Consider the following 23,867-nt stretch of genomic DNA (forward strand, 5'->3'; position numbering starts at 1 on the left):
AAATCGCCAAATGTCCTACATTTGACTCATGCCGGATTCCCGTATCGCACCCACCGCACGCAACATCCCACTTTCAGTGCAGATCGCGGAACAACTGCGGTCCCAGATCACTTCTGGCAACTGGGAATTAGGGGAGAAGATCCCCGGCGAGCATCAACTTGTCGAAATGACCGGCGCGAGCCGCAATACAGTCCGGGAGGCCATTCGCGGCCTCGTCCATGCCGGCCTCCTCGAAGCACGCCCGGGAGACGGAACCTACGTCTGCGCGAGCTCAGAACTCGAGATTGCGCTCCAACGACGTGCAGCGGCGGAGAACGTGCTCGAAATCTTCGAAGCCCGTGAAGCTTTGGAGCTCTACGCCGCCCGACTCGCTGCCGAACGAGCCCTGCCCGAAGACATCGACCGAATGACTCGGGCTTTGGATGGCCGAGACGCTGAGCCCGACGTCGCCAAATCCGTCGAGTACGACCTCGACTTCCACCTGGAGATGTTCGCAGCGAGCGGGAACCAACTGATCACGGACATCTACCGCAGTCTCGATCGCTCTGACACCATGAGCATCCCACAAGGTAAGTCCGACAAGGAGACTCGACAGCTGTTCATCGGACCTTGGACCGACGACGACCCACACCGGCAGCTGCTTGCGGCCATCCGTGACCGCGATCCGGACGGCGCAGCCGCCGCAGTGGTCCGACTGATGGACCACAGCCGATCCCTCTTTCTGCAAAACATGCCGAAGTAGCTGACACACAAGAGGTTCAGCGCACAGACAATCTCAGAAGGGCACACCTATGGCTAACGTCATCTCCGACACCGAAAACGTGGCGTCTGCCCCGAGCGCGATACCGATAATGCGCCGAGGACTCGTTATCGCTGGCATTCTTCTCATCGCAGCCAATCTTCGAGCCTCAATCACAGTCGTCGGCCCGCTACTCGGTGAGGTACGCACCGATCTCGATATCTCGTCGACAACAGCATCAGCGCTGATCAGCCTTCCACTGCTGTGCTTCGCAGTGTTCTCCCCCGTTGCCCCGGTCATCGCAGCTCGGTGGGGAATGGAACGGACACTCGCAGCAGCACTCGGCATGCTCGCCTTAGCGATCGTGATCCGCTCTGTTCCGTGGATGCCTGCGCTGTGGATCGGTACCGTATCGCTCGGCATGACCATCGCAACAATGAACGTTCTACTGCCGGCGCTCCTCAAACGAGACTTCCCGACCGAAGCCGGCCGTTTGACCGGCATCTTCTCGGCGGTCTCTGCAGCCGTCGCCGCAACCGCATCCGGACTTGCCGTGCCGATCGCCGGTCTCACCGATCACGGTTGGCGGATCGCATTCGGAATCTGGGCTGCTATGGCTCTCATAGGATTTGGGGTGTTCCTTCCCCAACTTCGCCGACGCACGCTTCCGAAACACGATCACGCTGCGGCTTTGGATCCCCATCCAGGCGGCCATCGCTCCCCCTGGCGCTCAGCACTCGGGTGGCAGATCACAATATTCATGGGCGTCCAATCTCTCTTCTTCTACACCGTTCTGACATGGTGGCCCACCATTGAAGAATCACACGGCACTACCGCGGCTACAGCCGGACTGCATCAAGGCATCATGCAAATATTCTCGATCGTCGGCAGCCTCCTCACAGCAGTGCTCCTGCACAAACTGCCCAAGGATCAGAGAGGAGCCGTCCTCGGGCTGGTGTCGGTCGCCGCAGTGGCAGTTCTCGGCCAACTCCTCCTCCCCTCCTGGGCCCTGCTGTGGAATGCATTCCTCGGCATCGGCATCGGCGGATCGATTGTCATTGCCTTGTCCTTCTTCGCAATACGCACTGTCAATCACGGTCAAGCAGCGGCACTCTCGGGTATGGCACAGTCCGTCGGATACCTTCTGGCCGCCACCGGTCCCCTCGTTTTCGGTGCACTGCACGACGCCGTCGATTCCTGGACGACTCCGCTGATCGCGTTGCTGGTGCTGCTGGCCGTGCAACTCGTCTTCGGCTCCCTCGCCGGCCGCAACAAGACACTGGGATAAGCGAACCACGGTCGCCTCGAATCCACCCACCAACCTCCCCAGACCCGTGCCGCGACCCGAACTGTCGTCGACGTGCTGAGGTCCGAGGATGTCGACGAGAGAGCGGGGCGCTCAACGGCCTACCGAATTGCACCCGGCCCATCCCCGACTGGTGGATCGGAGCCGGAAGTCGATAATGAGGGCATGAACGAGACACAACCCCACAACCTCGAACGAGAGCGCTGGCGCACGCTGCCAACTCCACCGTCGACCGAGTTGATCGAGATGGTCGGGGACGGACCTTCGAGCGCAGACTTCGACCCTGCTGCACCAGCGGCACAGCAGGGGTGAGACAGTCACGACATTCCGGTATCGCGCAGCGTGATGTTCAACCGTCCGGACGGCAGACCTATGTCGGGACTTGCACTTCCCGCAATAACTTTCGGCACTCCGTGATATGCGAACCGAGACTCTCCACCGAAGACGAAGAGATCACCCGAATGGAGTTCGACATCGGTGTACGGCTTGTTCCGGTTCTCGGAATTCCCGAATCGAAAGACACAACTCTGCCCGACACTCAGTGAGACGACGGGAGCGTCGCAGCGCTCGTCCTTGTCCTGGTGCATTCCCATCCGAGCGCCCTCGTCGTAGAAATTGATCAGCGCGGTGTCCGGCGTGTACCGCTCCCCCGCAGTCGGATCATCATAGGCAGCGGCAACTGCGGCCCGGCCGAGATCGACGAGCCAGTCAGGCACCGCTGCGACAGGCGCACCGTTCACGTCGTCGGCGATGCGCGTGTACTTGTACGGCTGCCAATGCCACCCGAGACAGACTGTTTGCACCGACATCTTGTGCCCACCAGGGACAACAGCGGAGCGCATCGGTACGGGTGCGGTCGCCCACCGTCGGCACTCGGCCACCAAGAAGCGTTGCTGTTCGACGCTGAGCCAATCCGGAACGAGGATCGCCCCCGGCGCCACTTCCAATCGTGGCCGAGGAATCAGAGCGTTCATGGTTTCCACGCTAATCGGTTTCGAAGCATTGACACCCTCGGCATGGGCTCGTATCGTAATCAACAGGTTGGTTGATAAAGGAGATGGTTGACAAGTGATCGTGGATCCAGGGGCAGACGAGCGTCTCGACAAAGCGTTCATGGCGCTTGCCGACCCGGTACGACGGCGGATCATCGCCCGCCTGAGCACCGGCCCCCAAACGGTCAACGAGTTGGCCGAGCCGTTCGAGATCACGAAACAGGCCATCTCCAAACATATTCAGGTACTCGAAGCCGCGGGTTTGGTCACTCGCAGCCGCGAAGCCCAGAGGCGGCCGGTACATCTCAACGCCGCAACTCTCGAGGCTTTGACCGCCTGGATCGACCGCTATCGACTGATCCACGAACAACAGTTCCGCAAGCTCGATCACCTACTCAGCACCACACAGAAGGAGACTTAGCCATGGCTACCACCAATCCCGTCACCATCACGGCTCCTGAGGGCGTGCCGTACATCGACATCACCCGCGAATTCGACGCACCCGTCAGTGCCGTCTTCGCAGCTCATTCGAATCCCGATCTGGTCAAGCAGTGGCTCGGCCCCAACGGATACGAGATGGAGATCGACGAATACGAGTTCGTGAGCGGCGGTCGATACAAGTACGTCCATCGCAACCCCGAGGGCGAAGAGTTCCGGTTCAACGGTGTATTTCACGTCGTTCGCGAGAACGACTTTGCCATCCAGACCTTCGAATACGAGGGATTTCCCGACGTCGTCAGCATCGAATCGATCACGTTCGAGGATCTGGGCAACGGACGCACCCGCCTCTCCGGCCATTCCGTATATCCGAGCCTCGAAGCGCGAGACGGAATGATCGAGAGCAATATGGAGCTCGGCGTCACCGAAGGTTACGAACGCCTGGACAAGATCGTCGCGCAACTCTGACCACCTGTTTGCCCGAACCTCCTCAGCGAAAGGCAGTTTCATGGACTGGACCCTCGAAGTAGTCATCGTTCCCGTCAGTGACCTCGACCGCTCCATCGAGTTCTACCGTGACAAGGTCGGTTTCGATCTCGACCACCACACCGTCAACGAACACATGACGGTCGCCCAGCTCACTCCGCGTGGTTCGGGCTGCTCGATCGTCATCGGGAACCTGCCGTCGCAGACCGAGATGACCCCTGGTTCGTTGAAGGGATTGCAGTTGGTCGTGGCCGACGCTGCAGCGGCTCGCCAAGAGCTCATCGGCCGCGGCGTCGATGCCAGTGAAGTCACCGTCTTCGACGAGCGTGACGGGGGCACCTTCTTCGGATTCGCCGACCCGGACGGCAATACCTGGGCTGTCCAGCAGCTGAAGGTCCGCGGCGACAAGCCGCTCATTCCGAAGGAGTACCGCGACCGCTTCGGCGCGTAGCAACTACCTTCCAGGCTGCGTAACCTTCGGGCATGCAGACGGCACAGGGGCGATAGCCGGCCGCAATCGCGGTCGGCTCGTCCGCGAAGAACACCCGACTGGCGACATACCCGCCACGCGCGATTGCCTGCGCAGCCCCTCGACAGTCGAGTCGCCCGTAGATCTTCGTTTTCCGGTGCCCGCCAAGCACACCGGGCGTCGAACTCTCGTAGGGTTTGTTGCGAGCGTCGCGGAGAATGTACGTCTTACTCGGCATCGTGAAGCACCAATCCCAATGTTCGACGCGTACCCGAGTGCACCACGCTGACACCATGTCGCACAGGGGCTCTCGACCACCCACGAGAACTCTGCACCGGTCGATCCCGCGTGGTGAAGATCAAAGCGTGACCTTGCTCGAGAACTGTCACCGTCCCTTTCGACTGGGCGCGCGGCCGCTGTTCCACGAGCAAGAACTCGCCGCCGACGTGGTCGATGCGAGGTCTGTCGAGCCCGATCACGACTTGCAAGGGAAACACCAACTCTCCGTACAAGTCCCGATGCAATGCATTCCAGTCACCAGGTCCGTAGGACAGAAGGATCGGGGTAGGGCGATTCTGACCGGCGTCGTGACACTGATCGATCCATTCTTCGAAAGAATCCGGCCACGGTGCACCCTCACCCAGCTTGAACGCCCACTCCCGCGCCACGGGCAGGAGGTGTCGGTAGAAGGCGGATCGCATAGCTGTGATCGGCTCCGGTACGGGATCACCGAAGTACCGGTACTCCCCTTGGCCGAAACGGTATCGAGCCATGTCGACGGTGCTCCGGAACCGGTCGACCTCCGAGTACCAGGAAGCAATTTCGCGACATTCCGACTCGTCGAGTATCGGCGTCGTCTGGGCACACCCACTGGAGTCGATTCCCTCGATCAGCGCAGGCCAATCGAGGGAATCAACTCGAGCAGACAGATCGGTGAAGAGGTCCATACGTCGTAGACGACGCGGCGGTCAGGAATGTGAGAATGCCAGCAGCTGGTCAGCCAGATCGTTGTACGTACGGGCGATCCCGGCATAACTGAGCACGGGTTCCGGATTCCAGGTGCCGATCTTCCCCTCCTTCACCGCGGACAAGTTGGACCACGCAGGATTGGCGCCGAGCGTATCCAGTTGCAAACTGGACGGGCGATCGTCGAGGAAGATCATGTCGGCCGGATAGTGGTCCGCCATCTCCCAAGCCAGTTTCTCGACGTAGACCGACGATCCCTCGGCCGGATCGACGACGGCAAGGCCCAATCCCGCCAGATCTGCAAGGATCGGGAAGCCCGAACGACTGACACGAATCGTGTCCGGATCTGCGGACGCGAACAAAACCTGTGAATTATTCAGCGAAGAAGCAACTTCGGAGATCCGTGCACGCGCAGCGTCGTAGTCTTTTCGCTGAGCCTCCACATCCTGGTCCGCCCCGAGTTCCACGGCCAGTTCCACGATCTCTTGCACGGCTCGGTCGATGGTTCCTGCTGCCGTTTCCACGAACAGTACTGTCGACAAGCCTTTCACCGCATCCAAGTTCGCCTCGTCGAGTAGTGCCGAACCACGCAGCTGAGGGACTATGACGACGTCCGGCTCCAGCGCAGCGATCTTCTCGAGTTCCACTTGTCCCCAGAGCTGCCCGACCATGTCGGTTTTCGAGAAATCCAAATTGCCGGAGATGCTGGTGTCCCTTGATCCCGGCGATCGTGTCAGTGCCCCGAAAACTCCGACAGGCACCAGTCCGTAATCCCACAGAGCACCCGCGATACCGGTGTAGGTGACAAATCTCCTTGGTGGTGAATCCAATTCGATCAGATTGCCGCGATCATCGGTGAAGGACCAGCCTGCATCGCCTTCGCCCCCGGCGTCTGCGTCCGAACGCGAGCAACCGGCCGCTGCCAGCGCAGCAGCCAATCCTGCTGCAGCGCCGAGGAACCTGCGGCGATTCCAGTCCATCTCGATACGCCGGTGCGGTCGTGGAGTGAACAGCGTGGTCATGTGTGTGCCCTTTCGGCGATTGGTTGAACTGTTGCAGGAGTTGACGAACGAGAAAAGAGAAGGATCGACACCAAACCCGTGAGCATTCCGACGCCGGCACAGAAGACCAACGGCCACAGCAAGGCGAACTCGTCCGGACCGACGAAGAGCGAGCCGCACAACGCAATTCCGACGGCAAGCCCGAGTTGACGCGACGAGTTGGCTGTTGCCGAAGCCGTCCCGGCGCGCTCTGCCGGGGCGTCCGACATCGCGGCACCCGGCAGCACCGGCGACACCATCGCCGAACCGACACCGGTCAGAATCAGCCCGGCGATCAGTGCGGGCCAGACCGGCTCGGCGAGAACGTACAGCATGGCCACGCAACCGATTCCGCAAAGGATCGTCCCGAATCCGAGCGACAGTCGAAGGTCGACGCGCTGAAGCCGTGATCCACACAAGGCCGATACGAAGACAAAAGCGAGCGGTTGAATCGAGAGCACAAGTGCGGCCGCCGATGCCGACAGTTCCAGCCCTTTCTGCAGCCACAGTGAAAGGACTACGAGCGGGCCGTAGGCCGCGAGGTAGTACCCGAAAGCAGCGACGAGGACGCCGTCGAATTTCAGGGATCGGAACAATGCCGGATCGAGCATCGGACTGCTGCCTCGACGCTGCCAGAACACAAACGCCGTCAACGCACCGGTTGCGATCAGGAAGGCAAGAGCTGTCGACGACGAAGCCCACCCGATGTCGCCGCCCCACGTCACGCCGAGAACCGCGGCAACGGCAGCGAGGGTGAACAAAACGATTCCGGCCCAGTCGACGTTGTCGTCGCCGCGCTCACTGTCGGCGAAACAGAACACAGCCATTGCGAGCGCCACTGCGGCCACGGGGATTCCGGAATAGAAGACCGCACGCCAGTCGAAGAACTGCGTCAGCAGCCCTCCTGCAACATTGCCGATTCCCGCCGCCAATCCAGCGAGGGCACCCCACGCAGCAAAAGCCACGTGCCGATCGCGGCCCGAATATGCGTCGCCGAGCAGAGGCAGGAGTGTCGCGAACATCGCCGCACCGGCAATTCCTTGCACGCCGCGAGCAACGACCAGAACCGTGACGTCCGGAGCAATCGCGCACACGGCCGTTGCAACCAGGAACACGACCAGTCCGCAGATGTAGAGGCGTTTGCGTCCCCACGCATCGCCGAGTGCGCCCATGCCCACAAGAAGCGCGGCAAGAGCCAGCGTGTAGGCGTCGACGACCCATGACATCGCGCCCGTACTGCCGTCCAAACCGACTGCGATGGCCGGCACCGCGATCGTTGTGATCGTGGCGTACGTCAGTAACAGGAAAGTTCCGATGCATGCGGCGATGAGCGGCAGCCATCGTCGTGCCGACATGGTCAACCTCCGGATAGGGCGGTAAGTGCGCCCTAACTATGAAGGTTCAAGTCAACTTGAAGTCAAGCGCCGCTTCGACACGAATGTCGAGCTGCTCGAGCAACCACGGGCACTGCATCGGACGCTCTTGCCGACACGTCAGGTGATGCTCGAGTATCAGTTTCGCTCGGTTGGCTGCGGATATCTGTGCCTCGAGCGTCGACACTTGATCTGCGAGAACCGTGGAGAACTGCTCGGACGTGGTGTCGGTTTCGATGAAGGACCGCACCTGCTCCAAGGACATTCCTGTCTCGGTGTACATCCGGATCAATGCCAGCCGTCGCAGCTCACGCTGCCCGTACCAGCGTTTGCCGCCAGTTCGCGACCGCGCGGACAGCAGTCCTTCGTCCTCGTAATACCGCAAGGTCGACGCCGCGATTCCGAACGATTTTGCAACCTCGCCGATCGGGATCAAGTGCTCACGCATTCACCGATCGTAGGCTGAACGCGTAGGCGGTTCCGGCAGTTATGTGTGACTTGGCATACTGACTAACGGAAGGGGTCGCGCAAGTGATCTCACGGCAAAATGCTGGATGCGCTCGTTGAACGAGGGAGAGCTGTGCTGGATCCAACGCGACCTGTCGGGCCGTACTCGTCAGGAGTGCCCGCCACTGCCCTCGAAGTCCGCATGCCGGACCTCGAACGCTTCGGCCTCGCCCAGTTGTGGCGTTCCGCGATCATCGCAGTCGTGTTGTCCACGTCGATCATGCTGGCACTGATCGTGTGGCCTTTCCGCAAGCGTGGACGCACCTGGGCAGACGCTGCTTCCGACGGGATGGTCGACGGCTTCATCGCGCTGGGGCCCACCTTCGTCAAGCTCGGCCAACTGGTCGCGTCGTCGTCCGGCCTGTTCCCGGCACCCGTCGCCAATGCATGCCTACGCTGCCTCGACGATGTTCCGTCTTTCCCGGCCGAGCAGGCCAGAAGCGTCGTGCAGAAGGACCTCGGTTACTCCGTGGACGACCTGTTCGCGAAATTCGACGACGTACCTCTCGCGGCCGCATCGGTAGCGCAGGTACACGCGTGCGTTCTGCACGACGGCCGAGAGGCGGTCATCAAGATCCAGCGTCCGGACATCTATGCGCGGATGCTGATCGACCTGCGGGCGGCGTACTGGGGCGCGAACATCCTCGAGAAATTTGTCGAGTTCCTTCGAATTGCCAATGCCACCGCCATCATTCGCGATCTGCACAACGCCACGATGACGGAATTGAACAGCGCGGTCGAGGCCGACCGGCAAACCACTTTCCGGAACAACATCAGTGCGTTCGGCGACAACAAAGGAGTCACGACACCAGAGGTGTACTGGGACTACTGCGGCCCCCGAGTCATCTGCATGGAACGCATGCGAGGCGTTCCGCTCGATCGGTTCGTCGCCGGTCCGGACGGTATCGACGAAGCCCGCATGCTGATCCGACGCGGAGTGAAGGTCTGGCTCGAATCAGTCATCGTTCACGGTCCGTTCCACGGAGACGTACATGCCGGGAATCTGTGGGTCCTCGACGACGGCCGGATAGCGATGCTCGACTTCGGCATCGTCGGCGTCCTTCCCGAGACCTGGAGATCCATCCTTTCCGACATGTTCCGAGCCACCCTCATCGACGGTGATTTCGCCCGTGTCGCCCGCGGAATTCGATCCTTGGGATATGCAACCGACTACGAGGTCAACGACGATCAGCTCGGTATGCAGGTCGCAACGGCCCTGGCCCCGATTCTCGGCCGTGACCTGGGTGAACTCAAGCTCAGTGAATTGATCATGGCACTGATTCAGTTGGGCAAGCAGTGGGGCGTTGCGAGTCCCGAGGAATTGGTTCTTTTCGGTAAACAACTCGGATACTTCGAGCGATATGCGACGGCTTTGGCACCTGGTTGGGTGATCGGACAAGACCTTTATCTGTTCAAGAACGTTTTTCCAGAGGCAGTCGCCGAAAAGGTGCAGGAACTCGGCATCACCATGCCTGACGAATAAATTTGTCCCCTATTTCCTTATTCTGCATTTCGCCTGTCGGGGTTAGCCTGTAATGACCCACTGGCCGAGGAGCAAATGTGCAGCCACTTTCTGTAGCCCTCCCGCAAGCGTCGACAGGTCCGAGGAGTAACGGGCCGAGTGTCGGCACCACCCTCGGCGCCCTCATGCATTCCACGGACAAGTCCGTGATCGAGCTTCTGGAAAGCCCGGACGGACTCGATGTCGAAATCCGTTCGATCGCCCTCGTCGAGTCCTCCGATATCGACGGCACCGACAGCCGTGGTGCGATCTCCGACATTTACCTTCCCGTGGGAGTTCCCGAATCGACGTTGACGCAGTGGTTGCGAAAGTTCGAAGGCAGGCCGGCGAGGCGTCGTCCGAAGCTCTTGCTCGTCAAGAATGCGCGCGCGGCGACGACGCTTCTCACCGCCGCACGCAACATCGGAATCGCAGTGGCCGCGGTACATCCGCAGGCTAGTTCCGGACACGTCTATTCACTCGTACAACGACTTCTGACACAGAGCATGTACCGTTCGCGGGCCGTCTCAGGAGCTGTGGCCGGTGGCGATTCGGATCTGTTCGCGCTCTCGGAGACGATCGCCGAATTGACCGGCGGACTCGTGACGATCGACGACACGGCACTCCATGTCATCGCATATTCAGCTGCTCACGAAGGTGAAGACGAACTCCGTCAGCTCTCCATACTGGGCCGGGAGTGGCCGATCGAATACACCGAATGGATAGAGCGCAGAGGCGTGTTCGAGCATCTCAGGCGATCGGACGAGGTCATCAGTCTGCCCTCCGAGCCGAGCATCGGAGCCGCGCACAGGTTGGCTGTGAGCATCACCCGCCCGGACCTGTCAGCGCCGACGGGTTCTGTTGCACACCAACACAATCTCGGCAGCATCTGGGTGCAGCGCGCCTCTGAACCTCTTTCCGACGACGCCCAAGCGGTATTGCGGGGTGCAGCGGCAGTCGCCGCACGCATTCTCATGCGAACCTTGGACGCCTCCAGCCGCGAGAATGCCCAATTGCAAAGGCTGTTCGGCGTTCGCTCCGGCGGAGTCGACATGCACTCGCTGGCCGGCTCCTTCGGCATCAACACCGACGGACCGTCTGCGGTCATCGGATTTGCGACATCACTCGCGCCCGGATCGAATCTCGATCGAATCACCAACGCCTTGCGCCTGCGCGCCAGCGCATTCCGCAGCGACGCGGTCACAACGATCATCGACAACCGGATCTACGTGCTGTTTCCTCAGGCCGAACACGAGGTCGCGATCAGCGACTGGGCTTACGACACCGTGCGAGTAGTCGAGGCCCGTGCGGGCATCAGCGTGCGCGCCGCCGTCGCGGTCCCGATCGCGCGATTGCACGGCGTACCCGAGGCGCGTCGAGAAGTGGACCGCGTGCTCGATACCACCGATGATCACGAAACCTCGAAGGTCACCACACTCGCGGCGTCACGCACCGCGGTGTTGCTGGGCGAGATACTCGACCTCGTTGCTGATCACGAGCGATTGCGGGACCCTCGTATCGACAGACTCGTCTCCTACGACGACAAGAACACCTCTGACATGCAGTTCACGCTCACGGCCTACCTGACAGCTTTCGGGGATGTGAAGAAGGCCGCCTCGTCTTTGAAAGTACATCCGAACACCCTGCGCTACCGCATTCGGCGCGCTGAACAGATCATGGGCATTTCGTTGGACGAGCCGGATACGCGACTGCTCACCGAACTACAACTCGCCATCTTGGGACGCACCCCGGACGAGTCTGAAAGATACGAAACATCCGATCAGTGAGATAGGCCTCGAGCCCGTCCTGAACTCTCGAGTAGACAACTGAGGAAGCCGAAGAACAACTCTTACCTCAGGAGATACCTTGCGCACTCGTGGAGCCGTCATTCGCCAAGCACCAGGTACATACGAGGTGGTCGATCTCGAACTCGATTCACCCCGCAGCGGCGAACTCACTGTCAAAATGGTCGCCTCAGGCCTGTGCCACTCGGACGATCACATCGCCAGCGGCGACCACGGAGTCGGCCGCTACCCCATCTGCGGTGGACACGAAGGCGCCGGAATCGTCGTCGAGGTCGGGCCGAACACGGAAGGATGGTCCGAGGGCGATCATGTCGTGTTCTCGTTCCTCGCCGCCTGCGGCCGTTGCCGTTGGTGTGCAAGCGGAATCCAGAACCTCTGCGACAACGGCGCCGCCATCATGACTGGCAGCAGACCCGGCGAAACCTCGAGTTACAGAATGTCTCTCGACGGTCAGCCCGTCGCACAAACCTGCGGCCTGTCCACCTTCAGTGAATACACCACGGTCAGCACTCTCTCGGCTGTGAAAGTCGACAAGCACCTGCCACTCGACGCTTTGTGTCTGCTCGGCTGCGGCGTCGGAACCGGTTGGGGCGCCGCGGTCAACTCCGCTCAGGTGTATCCCGGGCAGACTGTCATCGTCATGGGCGTCGGCGGAATCGGAATCAACGCGGTGCAGGGCGCCTCGCATGCCGGCGCCGCCCACGTGATCGCGGTGGACCCGGTTGCGTTCAAGCGCGACAGTGCATTGAAGTTGGGCGCCACCCATGCCGTGGCCACCATGGAGGAAGCCACCGACATAGCGCGCTCGTTCACCAACGGCCAGGGCGCGGATTCGGCCATCGTCACCGTCGGTGTCACCACCGGAGAACATGTCGCGCAGGCATTCTCGTCAATCCGCAAGGCAGGAACCTGCGTCGTCACCGGTCTCGGGAAGATGACGGACATCGGCATTCCCGTGAGCCTGATGGAACTCACCTTGTACCAGAAGAGAATTCAAGGATCCTTGTTCGGCGCATCCAATCCCACTGCCGACATTCCCTGGATGATCGATCTCTATACCAGCGGCAAGCTCGAACTCGACGGACTCATCACCAACCGGTACAGCCTCGACCAGATCAACGACGGTTTCGCCGACATGCATGCCGGTCGCAACCTCCGCGGAATCATCACCTTCTGAGCGAGATCTCTCCGGACTTGACGCATAAGCCAGTCCGGAGAGATCCTCACATCTGCGTCACCAGGCGTTCATGGTGTCGAGAATTTGTCCTCTGGCCATCCACAATTCAGCAGACCAATACGGCCACGAGTGAATCCCGGCGGGCGGAAAGCTGTACGTCGCTGGGATTCCCAAGGATTTCAGGCGAATTTCGAATGCACGCGCGTGCACCCACGAGAGCGCCTCGAGCCCCATACCCGTCGCCGTGTGGAAGTAATCGATCGGCGCAGAGGGATGATCGTACGGTCCCGGGATGCCGTTGGACGACGAAATGTACATCGACAGTCCGCGAAGCGATTCCGCGTTGACGAACGGGTCGTTGCGAAGCCATCCGGATGACCACGGCGGGCCCCACATCGAATCGACGTTGTACCGGCCGGCGTCGAACATGGCTACGCGGATCGCTTCACGCATACCCGGACCCGAGATATTGATGTAGCCGGACAGCGAGCCGGCGAACTTGAACTGATCCCGATGATGCCCCGCCAGGTTCAACGCGGCACTGCCGCCCATCGACAACCCGATGATCGCATTGTTGGTTGGTGAAACGCCGTACCCTGCAAGGAAGTCCGGAAGCTCGCGGGTGAGGAACGTTTCCCACCTGTACGTTATCGGCTGAGCGTTGAAATTGGACGGCGCGTACCAATCCGTGTAGAAACTCGACTCACCGCCGACCGGCATCACCAACGTGATGTTGTCATTGCGGTACTGATCGAGTGCGTTCGTTTCGAAACTCCAAGCATTTCTGTCGTTTTGCGCGCGAAGACCGTCGAGCAGGTACAACGCGGCGTTGCCACCGCGCGCGGCCCACTGCACCTGAACCTTGATGTTTCCCATCGAAGACGGGACCCACAACTCGTCGTACCCACCCCATGGCGCCGAGCGCGCCGGAGTAGCACTCGCGGCGGTCGGACCGAACATACCGCCGAGCAGGAACATCGACAACAACGCCGCTACGAGCACCCGCACCCGCCGTGTATTGCGTTCGGGCAACGTGAATCTGATTCTCTGCAAGGTTGTGTCTTTCCCCGAAACTGCGCATCAAGAAACTCGCTTCGGTAAGTGCATCGTCGGTTCCACTGTCGACGTGTTTGTCCCTTTCCGGGGGCTCCGGTGTTACAAAGTCGAGGTCATCGCAACAATCGGACAACTGTCGTGCCGAGCGAATCCAGGTGGCGAAAAGCACAATTCACGAAGCACGCTGAATGCGCTCACTCAGCCGAGTGACGAAGCGATCGCATCACGACCTGCGGCAGCACACGCTTGGTCCTGCATTCCGTCTGGAGCGCCACCGACACCTATACCGGCGATCGACCCGGCTCCAGCCTTCAATGTGACTCCACCTGCAAGGAAGAGAGTGCCGGGAAGGTCGGCGATGGTTGATCCTTCGCCTTTGGTACGCTGCGAGAGGTCACTGGTGTCGGCTCCGAAAGCTGCAGAGGTGTATGCCTTCTCGCGTGAGGCTTCCACCGTGTGCTGGGCTGCGTTGTCGCCGCGCACCATGGCGATGACATTTCCCGCGCGGTCTACGACGGAGACGGTGACGAAGCCGAGACCGTCGGCGCGGCATTTCGCCAGGGCCGCACCAGCAGCCTTCACTGCTGCGTCGGCACTGAGTCGATTCTGAGTGACAATCGCCGAATCACCGGTCGCGGCAGGCTGCTGCGTGGCAGTAATCGACGTCGTGCTCGATGCGTTCGCCACCGGTGTGTCGGTGGTCGAGCATGCGGCGCTGGCAAGGATTGCGACAACCGGAACGGCGACAGCGAGCGTACGGGGAAGTCGTGTGTAAATGCGGTGGTTCATGTCGGGCACACTTTCAATCGAATGGTTCGAAACCGTCCACTACAGCGTCGCGTCCGGGGGCGGGTGCGCACATCGGGCGCTCGGGTGACGAACCGTGCCCCCTACGGCTACCCGGATATCATCCGAATGGTTGATACGACGGCCTGGTGCCCTCCGTAACATTCGAGGGATGAGTAACGGAGCCATGAACGCCGACGCCGAACGCGGCCTACGCGGCCCGTTGGCGTATGCGATCCACGCGTCGTTCTTCGTACTGCTGTCTACATCGGGAGTTCGGTACGTCACAGTCCACGGGACCAGCGGTCGGTTCGGGGTTGTACTCGTCCTGGCCGTGGTCCTCGCCCTGCTCTACGCCGTCATGGCCACGGTGTCCTCGCGAGATGTGGTTCGCCAACGGCTGTGGATGTGGCCGGTACTGAGCGCATGGGCAGCGCTGGTCTGGCTTGCCCCGAGTTTCGCGTGGTGTGCGTTTCCCGTTCTCTTCCTCTGCATTCGTCTGTATCCGAGCAAGATCGCCTACCCCCTCGTCGGGATCCTGGGCGTCCTCGCCGGTATCGCGTTCTACCGGGTCACCGGTCGTGCCGAATTGGTGACACTTCTCGGGCCGCTGTGCACCGCGGCACTGGTCGCGGCCGCGTACGGGCAGATGGAACGAGATGCCCGAGAACGCCTTCGGCTTCTGCGTCAGGTAGCAGAAGCGCAATCTGCATTGGCAGATACCGAACGCGCTGCCGGCGTTGCCGCTGAGCGAGAGCGCCTCGCGCGCGAAATCCACGACACCGTTACCCAGGGACTGGCGAGCGCCCTTCTACGGCTCGAGGCAGCCGAACAAACGTGGAATACAACGGGTTCGCCGTCTCGAGCCGATGTCGATGCCGCAGCAGAGAACATCCGAACGAGCTTGATGCAGAGTCGCGACCTCGTCCACGATCTGGCGCCGACCAAGGGCGGTACGGGCGACTTCGACGCCTTGGTCGTGGCCGCCGCCCGCCAGTTCGTCCCGGCCGTTCGGATCCGCACCGTCGGTGAAGCCGTCATCTTGCCCTCGGACGTAGCTCATGCCATCGTGCGAGTGGTCTCGAGCGCGTCCTCCAACATCGCCCGCCACGCTCGCGCCGAAACGGCGGGCGTGACGATCACGTATCTCGACCACTCCGTCTCCGTAGACATCTTCGACGACGGCGTCGGCTTCGATCCGGGACAGCTCGCCGACCATTCTCGGTACGGTGGATACGGCCTGCGTGCGATGCGAAGCCGCGTCGCACAGCTCGGCGGATCGTTCACCGTGGAAAGTGCACCGGGAGACGGCACCGTCGTCGCGGCCCAGTTCCCTCTCGAACGGAGGATCCGGTGACCACCACCATTCGCGTGTTCCTCGTCGACGATCATCTGGTCGTGCGAGCCGGGCTGAGAGCGCTGCTGAACACTCAGCCGGACGTCGAAGTAGTAGGCGAAGCATCGTCCGGCGAGGAGGCGGCCACGGCGATACCGTCGGCCTCACCGGATCTGGTGATGATGGATCTGGACATGGGCACCGGCATGCACGGTGCAGAAGCGATCAAACGCCTGCGAAGCGACGGTGTCGATGTTCCCGTACTGGTTTTCACGACGTATGACACCGACGCCGACGTCGTGCGGGCCGTGGACGCCGGTGCCATCGGTTACCTACTCAAGGACTCGACTCCTGACGAGATCTTCGGCGCGGTGCGGGGCGCGGTCGCCGGGCGCAGCGTCCTATCCCCCGCCGTGGCCTCTCGTCTCGTCCAGCAGATGCAGCGCCCGCAGGAAGCGCTCACCGCCCGTGAGTCCGAACTGCTCAGCCTGCTCGCCGAGGGGATGACCAACCGCGAGCTGGGTAAAGCACTCTTCATCAGCGAAGCGACGGTGAAAACACACCTCGGGCACATCTACGCCAAACTCGGTGTCGATACCCGCTCTGCCGCAGTGTCCGTCGCACTACGTCGCGACGGAATACGCTGACCTCGGTGGCGGCCGAACAGCTCAGCCGCCCATCGCCTTACGCACTCCGTCGATCAGTTCGAGGAATTCAGCCTTGGGAGCAAAGTCGACATACTCCGAGTCGTCGATCGCTCCGGGAACGTGACCGGGTGCCCAGTAGAACACGTCGCCGGCATCGTAGGTTTGCCGACCTGCTTCGGAATCTGTGTAGATCCTTCCTTTCAAGACGTATCCGTAGTGCGGACATTGACAGCGCCCGCCTTCCAATTGTGCGAACGGTTCGGCGAAGTCTGCACCAGCAGGAATTTTGACGAAGTTGACGATCATGTCGCCTTCTTCTCGCATCCGCAATTCGAACTCGCCGTCCTGCAACACGATGGGAAGATCGTGAGCCGAGATGGTGTGCATAGGAGTACCTTTCGACTTCAGAAGGGGAAGGTCTGCGCCGCTGGCCGGCTGGTTCGCCACTGCCAGGTGGTGAATTCGTCCCAACTGCTTTGAGTTCCGAATCTCGCGCCGTTTCCGGAGGCACCCGTGCCACCGAATGGTGCATAGGCATCGTTGTTCAAAGTCTGATCGTTGATGTGCACGATGCCGGTACGCAGTCGGTCCGCGATCCGCTCGCCGCGTTCAACCGATCCTGTTTGAATGGCAGCAACCAGACCGTATTCGCTGTCATTGGCCGACCTGACTGCCTCGTCTTCGTCCTTGACGATCACGACGGGCGCCACGGGCCCGAAGATTTCTTCACGGAACGCGGGCATGTCCGAGGTGACTCCGGCCAGGACGGTCGGCTGATAGAAGAGCCCTTCGTATGTTCCACCGGCGCGGATTTCGGCGCCGGCCGCCTTGGTGCCCTGGACGATTCGATCGACGTTCGCAATCTGCCGCGCGTTGATGAGCGGTCCGAGAGCGACGTCGCCTGTATTGGGATCGCCGACCGGCAGGACCGCTGCGCGCTTGGCCAGCAGGTCCAGGTACTGATCGGCGACCGATTCCAACACGATGTGGCGGCCTGCGGTCATGCAGACCTGCCCCTGATGCAGGAACGAACCCCACGCGCCCGCCGAGCTCGCGGCATCCAGGTCTGCGTCGTCGAGGACAATCAGCGCATTGTTCCCACCCAGTTCCAGCGAGACACGCTTGAGCGTGCGACCGGCAGTTGCCCCGACCTGACGGCCGACGGCGGTCGAACCCGTGAAGGACACCATCGCGATGCTCGGGCTCTCGCACAATGCCTGACCAGGTTCCGCGTCACCGGCGAGCACATGCAGGAGGCCTTCGGGAAGACCTGCGGACGTGAACAATTCCGCGATGACCGCACCCCCGCTGATCGCGGTTTGAACATCCGGCTTGAGAACGACGCCATTTCCGAGCGCCAAGGCGGGGGCGACAGCGCGCATGGCGAGGAGAAGCGGGAAATTCCACGGGCTGATCACGCCGACCACACCCAGGGGCACCCGGCGACCGATGCTCGTGCGCCCCTCTTGGCTGGCGGGCAGAAGGTGCCCGAACGGCTGTGTCGGCAGTGCCGAGGCTTCCCACAGTTCGGAGATGACAAGATCAACTTCGAATGCGGCTTTCCCTGGTACGGAACCACCTTCACGGATCAACCAGCGCTCCACCTCGGCTCGCTCGGCTTCCAAAATCTGCGCTGCCTTACGGATCACCGAAGCGCGAGCCTGCCCGATCGTCGCCGCCCACGCCGGCTGCGCGGCCGACGCGATGTGTGCCGCTCGATCGATATCCGCAGCAGTCGCCGTGCCGATCACACCGAGCACCTCGCCGGTAGCCGGTTCGAGCGACTCGACGGTGTCACCGCCTCCGTCGATCCATTGGCCGTCGAAAATCTTTCCGTGCCATTGCTGATGAGCGAGCAGATTCGTCATGCGTTCCTCGATTCGTAGCTTTCGCTGCGGTCCTCGCTGTTCGTGGACCTGAGCTCTTCGCGAGCCTGAAAAAGCGATCTGAAACACACTCTGCCCCGGTATTCGGGCTCCCAGTTGTCGTGATCGGACACGTTTGTTGTTCGGATGCGACAGATCAGTGACGTTCGCGGGCGTTCGGATCAGGCGAGTTACGTACTTCCGACGGCGCCGCACCGAATTCCGCTTTGAACGCACGCGAAAACGCTGGTGCGTCATGGAAACACCATCGTGCGGCCAGGATGGAGATCGAATGACCCCGCAGTGAGACGTCGGTGAGATCGCGGCGTACGCGGATCAACCGTTCGCGGCGAATCAGCGCACTGAGGGTCAGATCCCCGTCACCGAAGTGACGCTGAACGGTTCGCGGCGACAGGTGCAACGCACCGGCGATCGACGCGACCGAGAGGTCTGGTGAGTCGAGATTCCGAAGCGCATATCGCAAGATCTCCTCTCGCGTCGAACGTCCGGGTGTCGCGGGCGCAGATCCTTGCATCAGAACTGCCGAAGCGAGATTGACTCCAGCATCTCCGAGAAGCCCGGCTGCGCTGCCGTCGACCTGGGATGCAACAGCGCCCGAGATGAAATTTTCCAGCAATGCACCGGACCCACGCCGACCGTCGTGGGTGCGCTCGAGCGCGCAACTCAGTTCTCGCTCGGTCAGACTCACCGCACTGCGCGGTAGGGTCATGACGGTGCACGACCAGTGACCGTCGAAACGCAGCGCGTACGAATGCTCGACGTCGTAGAGAATCATCGCGCCGGGCGGGGCCGTCAACTCGCGGTCCGATTGGCGCAGTATCGCGCTCCCGGTTCGGACCGTGCAGATCTTGAGCAGATCACTACCGTGTCGCTTTGCTGCGCGTGCGCTCCGCCGCAGTATCTGCGGTGAACCGGAGATGTCGAAAGCGCCTACGTCCCCGAGACTTACACCGCTGACCGTACCGACAGGCGCGGCATCGACGGAACTCTCGGGGCACAGGCCACCGAAGGTCTCCGACATCTCGCAGTGCCACTGCTGCACAGATTCCGGCAGGCTCGGAGGCGTGGCAGACACGGCAGACACGGCGGGCTACTTGATCGAAGATCCGTGCTGCGTCAACGGCATGACCTCGATGGTCATGTACGGGAACAGGGGCAGGTTCCAGAGAATCTCATGGAGTTCGTCAGCCGACTCGACATCGAAGATGCTGATGTTGCTGAACTGTCCCACAATTCGCCACAGATGCACCCACTTTCCCTGTCGCTGAAGGTCTTGCGAGTACGCCTTCTCCGTTGCGACGGTATCGGCGCGTACCTCCGGATCCAGGTCGCGCGGAATATCGACGTCCATCCGAACGTGAAAGAGTGCCATGTTCTTCTATCCTCTAGTTCCTGGTCCAGGTCTTGACGGCGTCCATGTTCAGTTCGACTCCCAGGCCAGGTCCGGCGGGGAGGTGCAACTGACCCTCGGAATACTTCAGGGGTTCCTGAAGCAACTCTTCACTGAAGAGCAGTGGGCCGAAAAGCTCTGTTCCGAAGTTGATTCCGGGCTCGGCGCACGCGAAGTGCAACGAAGCGGCCGTGCCGATCGGGCCTTCGATGGACGTCGCACCGTGGCACGCGATACCGGCGGCCTTGGCAATCGCGACGATGTCGCGGCTGCGCTGGAGGCCACCACATTTGGTGGTCTTGAGGGCGATGACATCGGCGGCGCTCCGGCGGGCGATTTCCAGAGCGTCGTGTGGGGTCTGCACACTCTCGTCGGCCATGATCGGAATCGGTAGAAGCCTACTGAGTTCGGCGAGGACCTCGATTTGGTCTGCCGGAGTGGGTTGTTCGATCAGTTCGACTCCACCCTCGGCGAGTTGCGGCAAGTACCGCAGGGCAGTGAAGCGATCCCACCGTGCGTTGACGTCGACACGGACTCCGGCGTGGCCGTCCAGCGCCTGCGCGATGCTGACGATGCGCGCGACGTCGACCGCCGGATCGAGTGCTCCCATTTTCAGTTTGAAGCTGAAATTGAGCCGGGATTCGAGCTTTTCGTGAGCTTCTTCGATGATCTCGTCCGCCGGCGCAGCACCCAGTGCCCACGTGACGTCGACACTCTCGCGGAAAGCCCCGCCGAGGAGCGTGTGCACGGGGACTCCCAGGCTACGCGCCCAGGCGTCGTGGAACGCCACGTCGACTGCGGCCTTCGCGAATCGTGCATTGGCAACAACTTTTTCGATGTCGGCCATGATCACGGTGATGTGATCCACGCGTCTGCCGACCACCACCGGCGCGATGTACTTCTCGATGATGACCTGCATCGTCTCCACCGATTCGCCACCCCACCACGGCCCGCCCGGAACGACTCCTTCGCCGTATCCGATCACCCCGTCGGAGGTGCGAATCGCGACCAGCAACAACGGCTGCGCCGTCATCGACGTGGTGGCGAACTTGTGGGGGCGAACCAGCGGAACGTCGAGGATGGTCGTCTCGATGGAGACGATCGACAGGTCTGTCATCAAATCACTTTCTTCAGAGCAGTTGTGGATCAGGCCGGATCGAGCACGAAGTCGTATGTGACCCGGTTGGTTCCGTCGGCACCTGGCTTCGGATCGAGAATCAGTTCGGGCTTCGTCGCCGTTGCCACGTCGTTCTCGATCCACTCTCCATCCTTGAAATAGAGCTGGGTGGTGATGGTGCGCTTACCGGGAGCCTTCACCATGAGGTGCAGGTGAGCCGGACGCCACGGGTGCCAGCCGGCCTTCTCGATGAACCAGCCGGTGGGGCCGTCGGTCGGGATCTGGTACGGCGCAGGCTGAATCGTGGTGATCTCGAAGCGTCCCTCGTCGTCGGCGACGATCGTTCCGCGGAGGTTGCCGTCGGGGATGTGCGGCGCGAAATGGGAGTAGTAGCCCTCGTCGTCCGCGTGCCAGAGTTCGACGGTTGCACCGCCCAACCCCTTGCCGTCGAGATCGCGAACCTGGCCCTCGAAGACCAGCTTCGATCCAACCTCGTTGTCACGCATCGGAAGTTCACACTTGGCAGGCAACGTCTTGGCATCGGCAACGTAGTACGGGCCCTCGATGCTTCCCTTGGTGCCGTGCTGGCCGCGGTACGCAACCTCCTCGACGTTGTGCTCGAGGAAGACGTCCAGCCACAGGGGCCACTCGCCGAACTGGCCGATGTCGATGAGCCACTGCTTGAGGACGCGGTACTCGGGGTAGGTGATGCCGTGCTTGTCGATGACGCCTGCGAGTGCCTCGAGCACGTCCTTGGCGATGGCCGAGACGCGTTCGGGCGGGGTGTCCGCGCTGACTCGTTCCTGGAGGAACTTGTCGGTGGCGGCAGTGCCCGAACCTACTGCGGTGGGGCTCTCGGAAGTGGTCATGTGGTCCTCCTCGGGGCCGTATGTGGCTGTTACCGGGTGGGTGCCGTACTGCTGGGCTGCGTCGGCTCCCCAAGTTTGGGTTGTACGCTCTGCGTACCTCTGTTACGCTGTGCGTACGCTTGTACTGTGCGCCCAGTCACAAGGTTTGTCAACCTTCGAAGGCGTCGATCGGGCATACCCGCAGATGAAAGGCCATTCCGTGAGCGAGAACGATCGCGATTACATCCAGAGCATCGAGCGTGGATTTGCTGTGCTGACGGCCTTCGACGAGAAGAACCCCAACCCGTCGCTCGCCGATCTTGCCGCCGAAACGGGTCTCTCCCGCCCAGCGGTCCGGCGCATCCTCCTCACGCTGCAGAAGCTCGGATACGTCACCGGCAACAACAGTCGGTGGTCGCTCACCCCACGCGTTCTGAGCATCGGGCAGCACTTCTCGGCATCACATGCCTTGACGGAGGCGGCGCTCCCTCGTCTGTTGGAGATCGCAGAACACACCCACGAGTCGGCGTCGCTCGGGGTGCTCGACGGTGTCGACGTGGTCTACGCCGCGCGTGTACCCGTCCGGCGGATCATGAGCATCAACGTCAGCGTCGGCACCCGAGTGCCTGCATATGCCACCTCCATGGGTCGAGCCCTGCTAGCTTGGGCGCCAACCGAAATCGTCGACAACGTCATCGCGAACTCCACGTTCGACGCCCTCACACCCACCACGATCACCGACGAAGGCGCATTCCATACCGCCCTCCGGGTGGTGCGCGAGCAGGGATACGCGCTCACATCGGAGGAACTGGAAGACGGCCTGATTTCCCTCGCTGCTCCCGTCCGCGACGCCGGTGGAAGCGTCGTCGGAGTGACAGCGTGTTCGACCTCGGCCGGACGAACATCCCCGGAAGCTTTCCGCGCCGACGTCGCGCCTTTCCTCGTCGAAAAGGCGAACCAACTCAGCGCGGACATGGGGTACCGAAGCTAGTGCCTCAACACCTCGGAAGGCAGCAATCCGTACTTACGCCGAAAGGACGACGCGAACCGTCCGGTGTGCGTGAAACCCCATCTCACAGCGACATCGGTGACCGTCGTCGAGTCGTCGGCATCCACCAGATCTGCATGGACCCGCTCGAGACGGATGTCGAGCAGGCATTCCGACGGACTCCGGCCCACGTACTGCCGAAATCCCTCCTGCAATCTCCGTACGCTGACGCCCGCCACCTCCGCCATCTCGGCTGCGGTCCACACGCGGGCCGGGTCGTCGTGCATCTCGTCGAGCACCCGCTTGACGATGCGTGGCCTGGCGTGTCGCACCGCGTCCTCGCTTTCGGGCATTGCGGCAAGGACGAATGCCGTGACCACGGCGCCGGAGAGCTGACCTGCCACCAGTTCGTTGTGCAGCACGCCGACCGGGCCGAGTATCTGATCCGACAGTGAGCGAACAAATTTCAGCCATCTGGCTCCGTCGTCCCCCCGAAGATCCACCTGATCAGGCAAGTGCATTCCGGGTCGACCGAGAACCTTTTCCATCTCACGGTCGAGGTACTGACGGTCCATCCGGACTCCGACGATCTCGCAGTCCGCACTCCACCGCGTAATTCTTGTCGTGATGTCGGGTGGACATACCGTCGCAACACCCTGCGTCGAGAGCACGTGCGAGCCCGCGAACACCGACTCGAGCTCGCCCGAGAGCGGGATGTTCACCCCATAGGCACCGGGATGATCGGATTCGACGGCGACGTCTGCTCCCCACCGAATATGAGCGATCCTCAGCGGTCCCAACTCGGTGGTGCACACCCCGACTCCACTGGCCGCATGCCGAGACAACGGCGTCAGCGTGTGCGGAAAGTAGGCGTCCGAAACCGCATGACACGCCTCGTCCCAGTCGCGGGGAGCTGTACCGATCATGGAGTCGACCATCGTCCTTCTTCACCTTCCAAACCCGTGACCAGCCACATTGCCGAGCAAGGGCGCTGAACATCATTGAACACTGTGT

Annotated in this window: 27 protein-coding genes; 12 read left to right on the forward strand and 15 right to left on the reverse strand. The window is 61.6% G+C overall.

Annotated elements, in window-relative coordinates; all coding sequences use genetic code 11:
• Window positions 1–28: 28 nt before the first annotated feature.
• From ACYP01_RS14205 to ACYP01_RS14215, 3 genes are all read left to right on the forward strand, one after another.
• Window positions 29–742: a FadR/GntR family transcriptional regulator gene (locus tag ACYP01_RS14205; RefSeq protein ID WP_003940486.1), complete on the forward strand. Its 714-nt coding sequence runs from the start codon at window positions 29–31 to the stop codon at window positions 740–742.
• A 49-nt stretch (window positions 743–791) separates the two neighbouring features.
• A complete protein-coding gene (locus ACYP01_RS14210; protein WP_030536477.1) occupies window positions 792–2,027 on the forward strand; it encodes a CynX/NimT family MFS transporter in 1,236 nt (411 codons plus the stop codon).
• A gap of 183 nt (window positions 2,028–2,210) precedes the next feature.
• Window positions 2,211–2,357, forward strand: a complete 147-nt coding sequence (locus tag ACYP01_RS14215) for a hypothetical protein (RefSeq protein ID WP_167398223.1) — start codon at window positions 2,211–2,213, stop codon at window positions 2,355–2,357.
• 5 nt (window positions 2,358–2,362) lie between these two features.
• Here ACYP01_RS14215 and ACYP01_RS14220 read toward each other — a convergent pair whose 3' ends face one another.
• A complete protein-coding gene (locus ACYP01_RS14220; protein WP_030536476.1) occupies window positions 2,363–3,019 on the reverse strand; it encodes an alpha-ketoglutarate-dependent dioxygenase AlkB family protein in 657 nt (218 codons plus the stop codon).
• Window positions 3,020–3,113: 94 nt separating this feature from the next.
• Between ACYP01_RS14220 and ACYP01_RS14225 the strand changes: the two genes are divergently transcribed.
• The 3 genes from ACYP01_RS14225 to ACYP01_RS14235 are packed head-to-tail and all read left to right on the forward strand — an operon-like array spanning window position 3,114 to window position 4,412.
• The gene (locus ACYP01_RS14225; protein WP_003939956.1) at window positions 3,114–3,458 is read left to right on the forward strand and encodes an ArsR/SmtB family transcription factor; all 345 of its coding nucleotides are present in this window, start codon (window positions 3,114–3,116) and stop codon (window positions 3,456–3,458) included.
• Window positions 3,459–3,460: 2 nt separating this feature from the next.
• On the forward strand, window positions 3,461–3,943 hold the full coding sequence (locus ACYP01_RS14230; RefSeq protein WP_003940319.1) for an SRPBCC family protein: 483 nt from the start codon (window positions 3,461–3,463) through the stop codon (window positions 3,941–3,943).
• Window positions 3,944–3,983: 40 nt separating this feature from the next.
• The gene (locus ACYP01_RS14235) at window positions 3,984–4,412 is read left to right on the forward strand and encodes a VOC family protein (RefSeq protein WP_007729747.1); all 429 of its coding nucleotides are present in this window, start codon (window positions 3,984–3,986) and stop codon (window positions 4,410–4,412) included.
• Here ACYP01_RS14235 and ACYP01_RS14240 read toward each other — a convergent pair.
• The 5 genes from ACYP01_RS14240 to ACYP01_RS14260 are packed head-to-tail and all read right to left on the reverse strand — an operon-like array spanning window position 4,375 to window position 8,257.
• Window positions 4,375–4,668 carry an Ada metal-binding domain-containing protein gene (locus ACYP01_RS14240; protein WP_030536475.1) on the reverse strand — a complete coding sequence of 98 codons (294 nt, stop codon included), beginning with the start codon at window positions 4,666–4,668 and terminating at the stop codon, window positions 4,375–4,377. The genes ACYP01_RS14235 and ACYP01_RS14240 overlap by 38 nt on opposite strands.
• Window positions 4,658–5,377, reverse strand: coding sequence for a 2OG-Fe(II) oxygenase (locus ACYP01_RS14245; RefSeq protein WP_030536474.1), 720 nt, complete (start codon window positions 5,375–5,377; stop codon window positions 4,658–4,660). Before ACYP01_RS14245 ends, ACYP01_RS14240 begins: the two co-directional genes overlap by 11 nt.
• Window positions 5,378–5,398: 21 nt before the next feature.
• Complete coding sequence (locus tag ACYP01_RS14250; RefSeq protein ID WP_459680672.1) at window positions 5,399–6,418, reverse strand: ABC transporter substrate-binding protein; 1,020 nt, start codon at window positions 6,416–6,418, stop codon at window positions 5,399–5,401.
• A complete protein-coding gene (locus ACYP01_RS14255; protein ID WP_459680674.1) occupies window positions 6,415–7,791 on the reverse strand; it encodes an MFS transporter in 1,377 nt (458 codons plus the stop codon). Before ACYP01_RS14255 ends, ACYP01_RS14250 begins: the two co-directional genes overlap by 4 nt.
• Window positions 7,792–7,837: 46 nt before the next feature.
• Entirely contained in the window at window positions 7,838–8,257 is a 420-nt protein-coding gene (locus ACYP01_RS14260; RefSeq protein WP_075834569.1) for a MerR family transcriptional regulator, read from the reverse strand.
• Between the two features lie 132 nt (window positions 8,258–8,389).
• On the opposite strand from ACYP01_RS14260, the gene ACYP01_RS14265 reads away from it, so the two are divergent.
• From ACYP01_RS14265 to ACYP01_RS14275, 3 genes are all read left to right on the forward strand, one after another.
• Window positions 8,390–9,799 (forward strand): ABC1 kinase family protein, encoded by a 1,410-nt coding sequence (locus ACYP01_RS14265; RefSeq protein WP_459680677.1) that lies wholly within the window; start codon window positions 8,390–8,392, stop codon window positions 9,797–9,799.
• A gap of 77 nt (window positions 9,800–9,876) precedes the next feature.
• Window positions 9,877–11,604 carry a PucR family transcriptional regulator gene (locus ACYP01_RS14270; protein ID WP_459680679.1) on the forward strand — a complete coding sequence of 576 codons (1,728 nt, stop codon included), beginning with the start codon at window positions 9,877–9,879 and terminating at the stop codon, window positions 11,602–11,604.
• Window positions 11,605–11,683: 79 nt separating this feature from the next.
• Window positions 11,684–12,799, forward strand: a complete 1,116-nt coding sequence (locus tag ACYP01_RS14275) for an NDMA-dependent alcohol dehydrogenase (protein ID WP_021331791.1) — start codon at window positions 11,684–11,686, stop codon at window positions 12,797–12,799.
• Between the two features lie 57 nt (window positions 12,800–12,856).
• On the opposite strand, the gene ACYP01_RS14280 is transcribed toward ACYP01_RS14275, so the two are convergent.
• On the reverse strand, window positions 12,857–13,777 hold the full coding sequence (locus ACYP01_RS14280) for an alpha/beta hydrolase (RefSeq protein WP_233272397.1): 921 nt from the start codon (window positions 13,775–13,777) through the stop codon (window positions 12,857–12,859).
• Window positions 13,778–14,053: 276 nt separating this feature from the next.
• On the reverse strand, window positions 14,054–14,644 hold the full coding sequence (locus ACYP01_RS14285; protein ID WP_003940245.1) for a GlcG/HbpS family heme-binding protein: 591 nt from the start codon (window positions 14,642–14,644) through the stop codon (window positions 14,054–14,056).
• A 184-nt stretch (window positions 14,645–14,828) separates the two neighbouring features.
• Here ACYP01_RS14285 and ACYP01_RS14290 point away from each other — a divergent pair, with 184 nt between their 5' ends.
• Window positions 14,829–15,998, forward strand: coding sequence for a sensor histidine kinase (locus tag ACYP01_RS14290; protein WP_322002951.1), 1,170 nt, complete (start codon window positions 14,829–14,831; stop codon window positions 15,996–15,998).
• Window positions 15,995–16,624 carry a response regulator gene (locus ACYP01_RS14295; protein WP_058038293.1) on the forward strand — a complete coding sequence of 210 codons (630 nt, stop codon included), beginning with the start codon at window positions 15,995–15,997 and terminating at the stop codon, window positions 16,622–16,624. Before ACYP01_RS14290 ends, ACYP01_RS14295 begins: the two co-directional genes overlap by 4 nt.
• 21 nt (window positions 16,625–16,645) lie before the next feature.
• Here the strand turns inward: ACYP01_RS14295 and ACYP01_RS14300 are convergent, their stop codons facing one another.
• The 6 genes from ACYP01_RS14300 to catA form a co-directional block, all read right to left on the reverse strand.
• Window positions 16,646–17,011, reverse strand: coding sequence for a cupin domain-containing protein (locus ACYP01_RS14300; protein WP_003939951.1), 366 nt, complete (start codon window positions 17,009–17,011; stop codon window positions 16,646–16,648).
• A gap of 17 nt (window positions 17,012–17,028) precedes the next feature.
• Window positions 17,029–18,492 (reverse strand): benzaldehyde dehydrogenase, encoded by a 1,464-nt coding sequence (locus ACYP01_RS14305; protein WP_065351504.1) that lies wholly within the window; start codon window positions 18,490–18,492, stop codon window positions 17,029–17,031.
• 154 nt (window positions 18,493–18,646) lie between these two features.
• The gene (locus ACYP01_RS14310) at window positions 18,647–19,594 is read right to left on the reverse strand and encodes a helix-turn-helix domain-containing protein (protein ID WP_235867752.1); all 948 of its coding nucleotides are present in this window, start codon (window positions 19,592–19,594) and stop codon (window positions 18,647–18,649) included.
• Window positions 19,595–19,600: 6 nt separating this feature from the next.
• Complete coding sequence (gene catC / locus ACYP01_RS14315; protein ID WP_003940264.1) at window positions 19,601–19,882, reverse strand: muconolactone Delta-isomerase; 282 nt, start codon at window positions 19,880–19,882, stop codon at window positions 19,601–19,603.
• A 13-nt stretch (window positions 19,883–19,895) separates the two neighbouring features.
• Window positions 19,896–21,017, reverse strand: coding sequence for a muconate/chloromuconate family cycloisomerase (locus ACYP01_RS14320; protein ID WP_459680684.1), 1,122 nt, complete (start codon window positions 21,015–21,017; stop codon window positions 19,896–19,898).
• Between the two features lie 29 nt (window positions 21,018–21,046).
• Window positions 21,047–21,886, reverse strand: a complete 840-nt coding sequence (gene catA / locus ACYP01_RS14325; protein WP_003940427.1) for a catechol 1,2-dioxygenase — start codon at window positions 21,884–21,886, stop codon at window positions 21,047–21,049.
• Window positions 21,887–22,085: 199 nt separating this feature from the next.
• Here catA and ACYP01_RS14330 point away from each other — a divergent pair, with 199 nt between their 5' ends.
• Window positions 22,086–22,856, forward strand: coding sequence for an IclR family transcriptional regulator (locus ACYP01_RS14330; protein ID WP_003939932.1), 771 nt, complete (start codon window positions 22,086–22,088; stop codon window positions 22,854–22,856).
• On the opposite strand, the gene ACYP01_RS14335 is transcribed toward ACYP01_RS14330, so the two are convergent.
• A complete protein-coding gene (locus ACYP01_RS14335) occupies window positions 22,853–23,791 on the reverse strand; it encodes an AraC family transcriptional regulator (RefSeq protein ID WP_459680689.1) in 939 nt (312 codons plus the stop codon). The genes ACYP01_RS14330 and ACYP01_RS14335 overlap by 4 nt on opposite strands.
• Between the last annotated feature and the right edge of the window lie 76 nt (window positions 23,792–23,867).

The organism is Rhodococcus sp. no. 34, assembly GCF_054589475.1.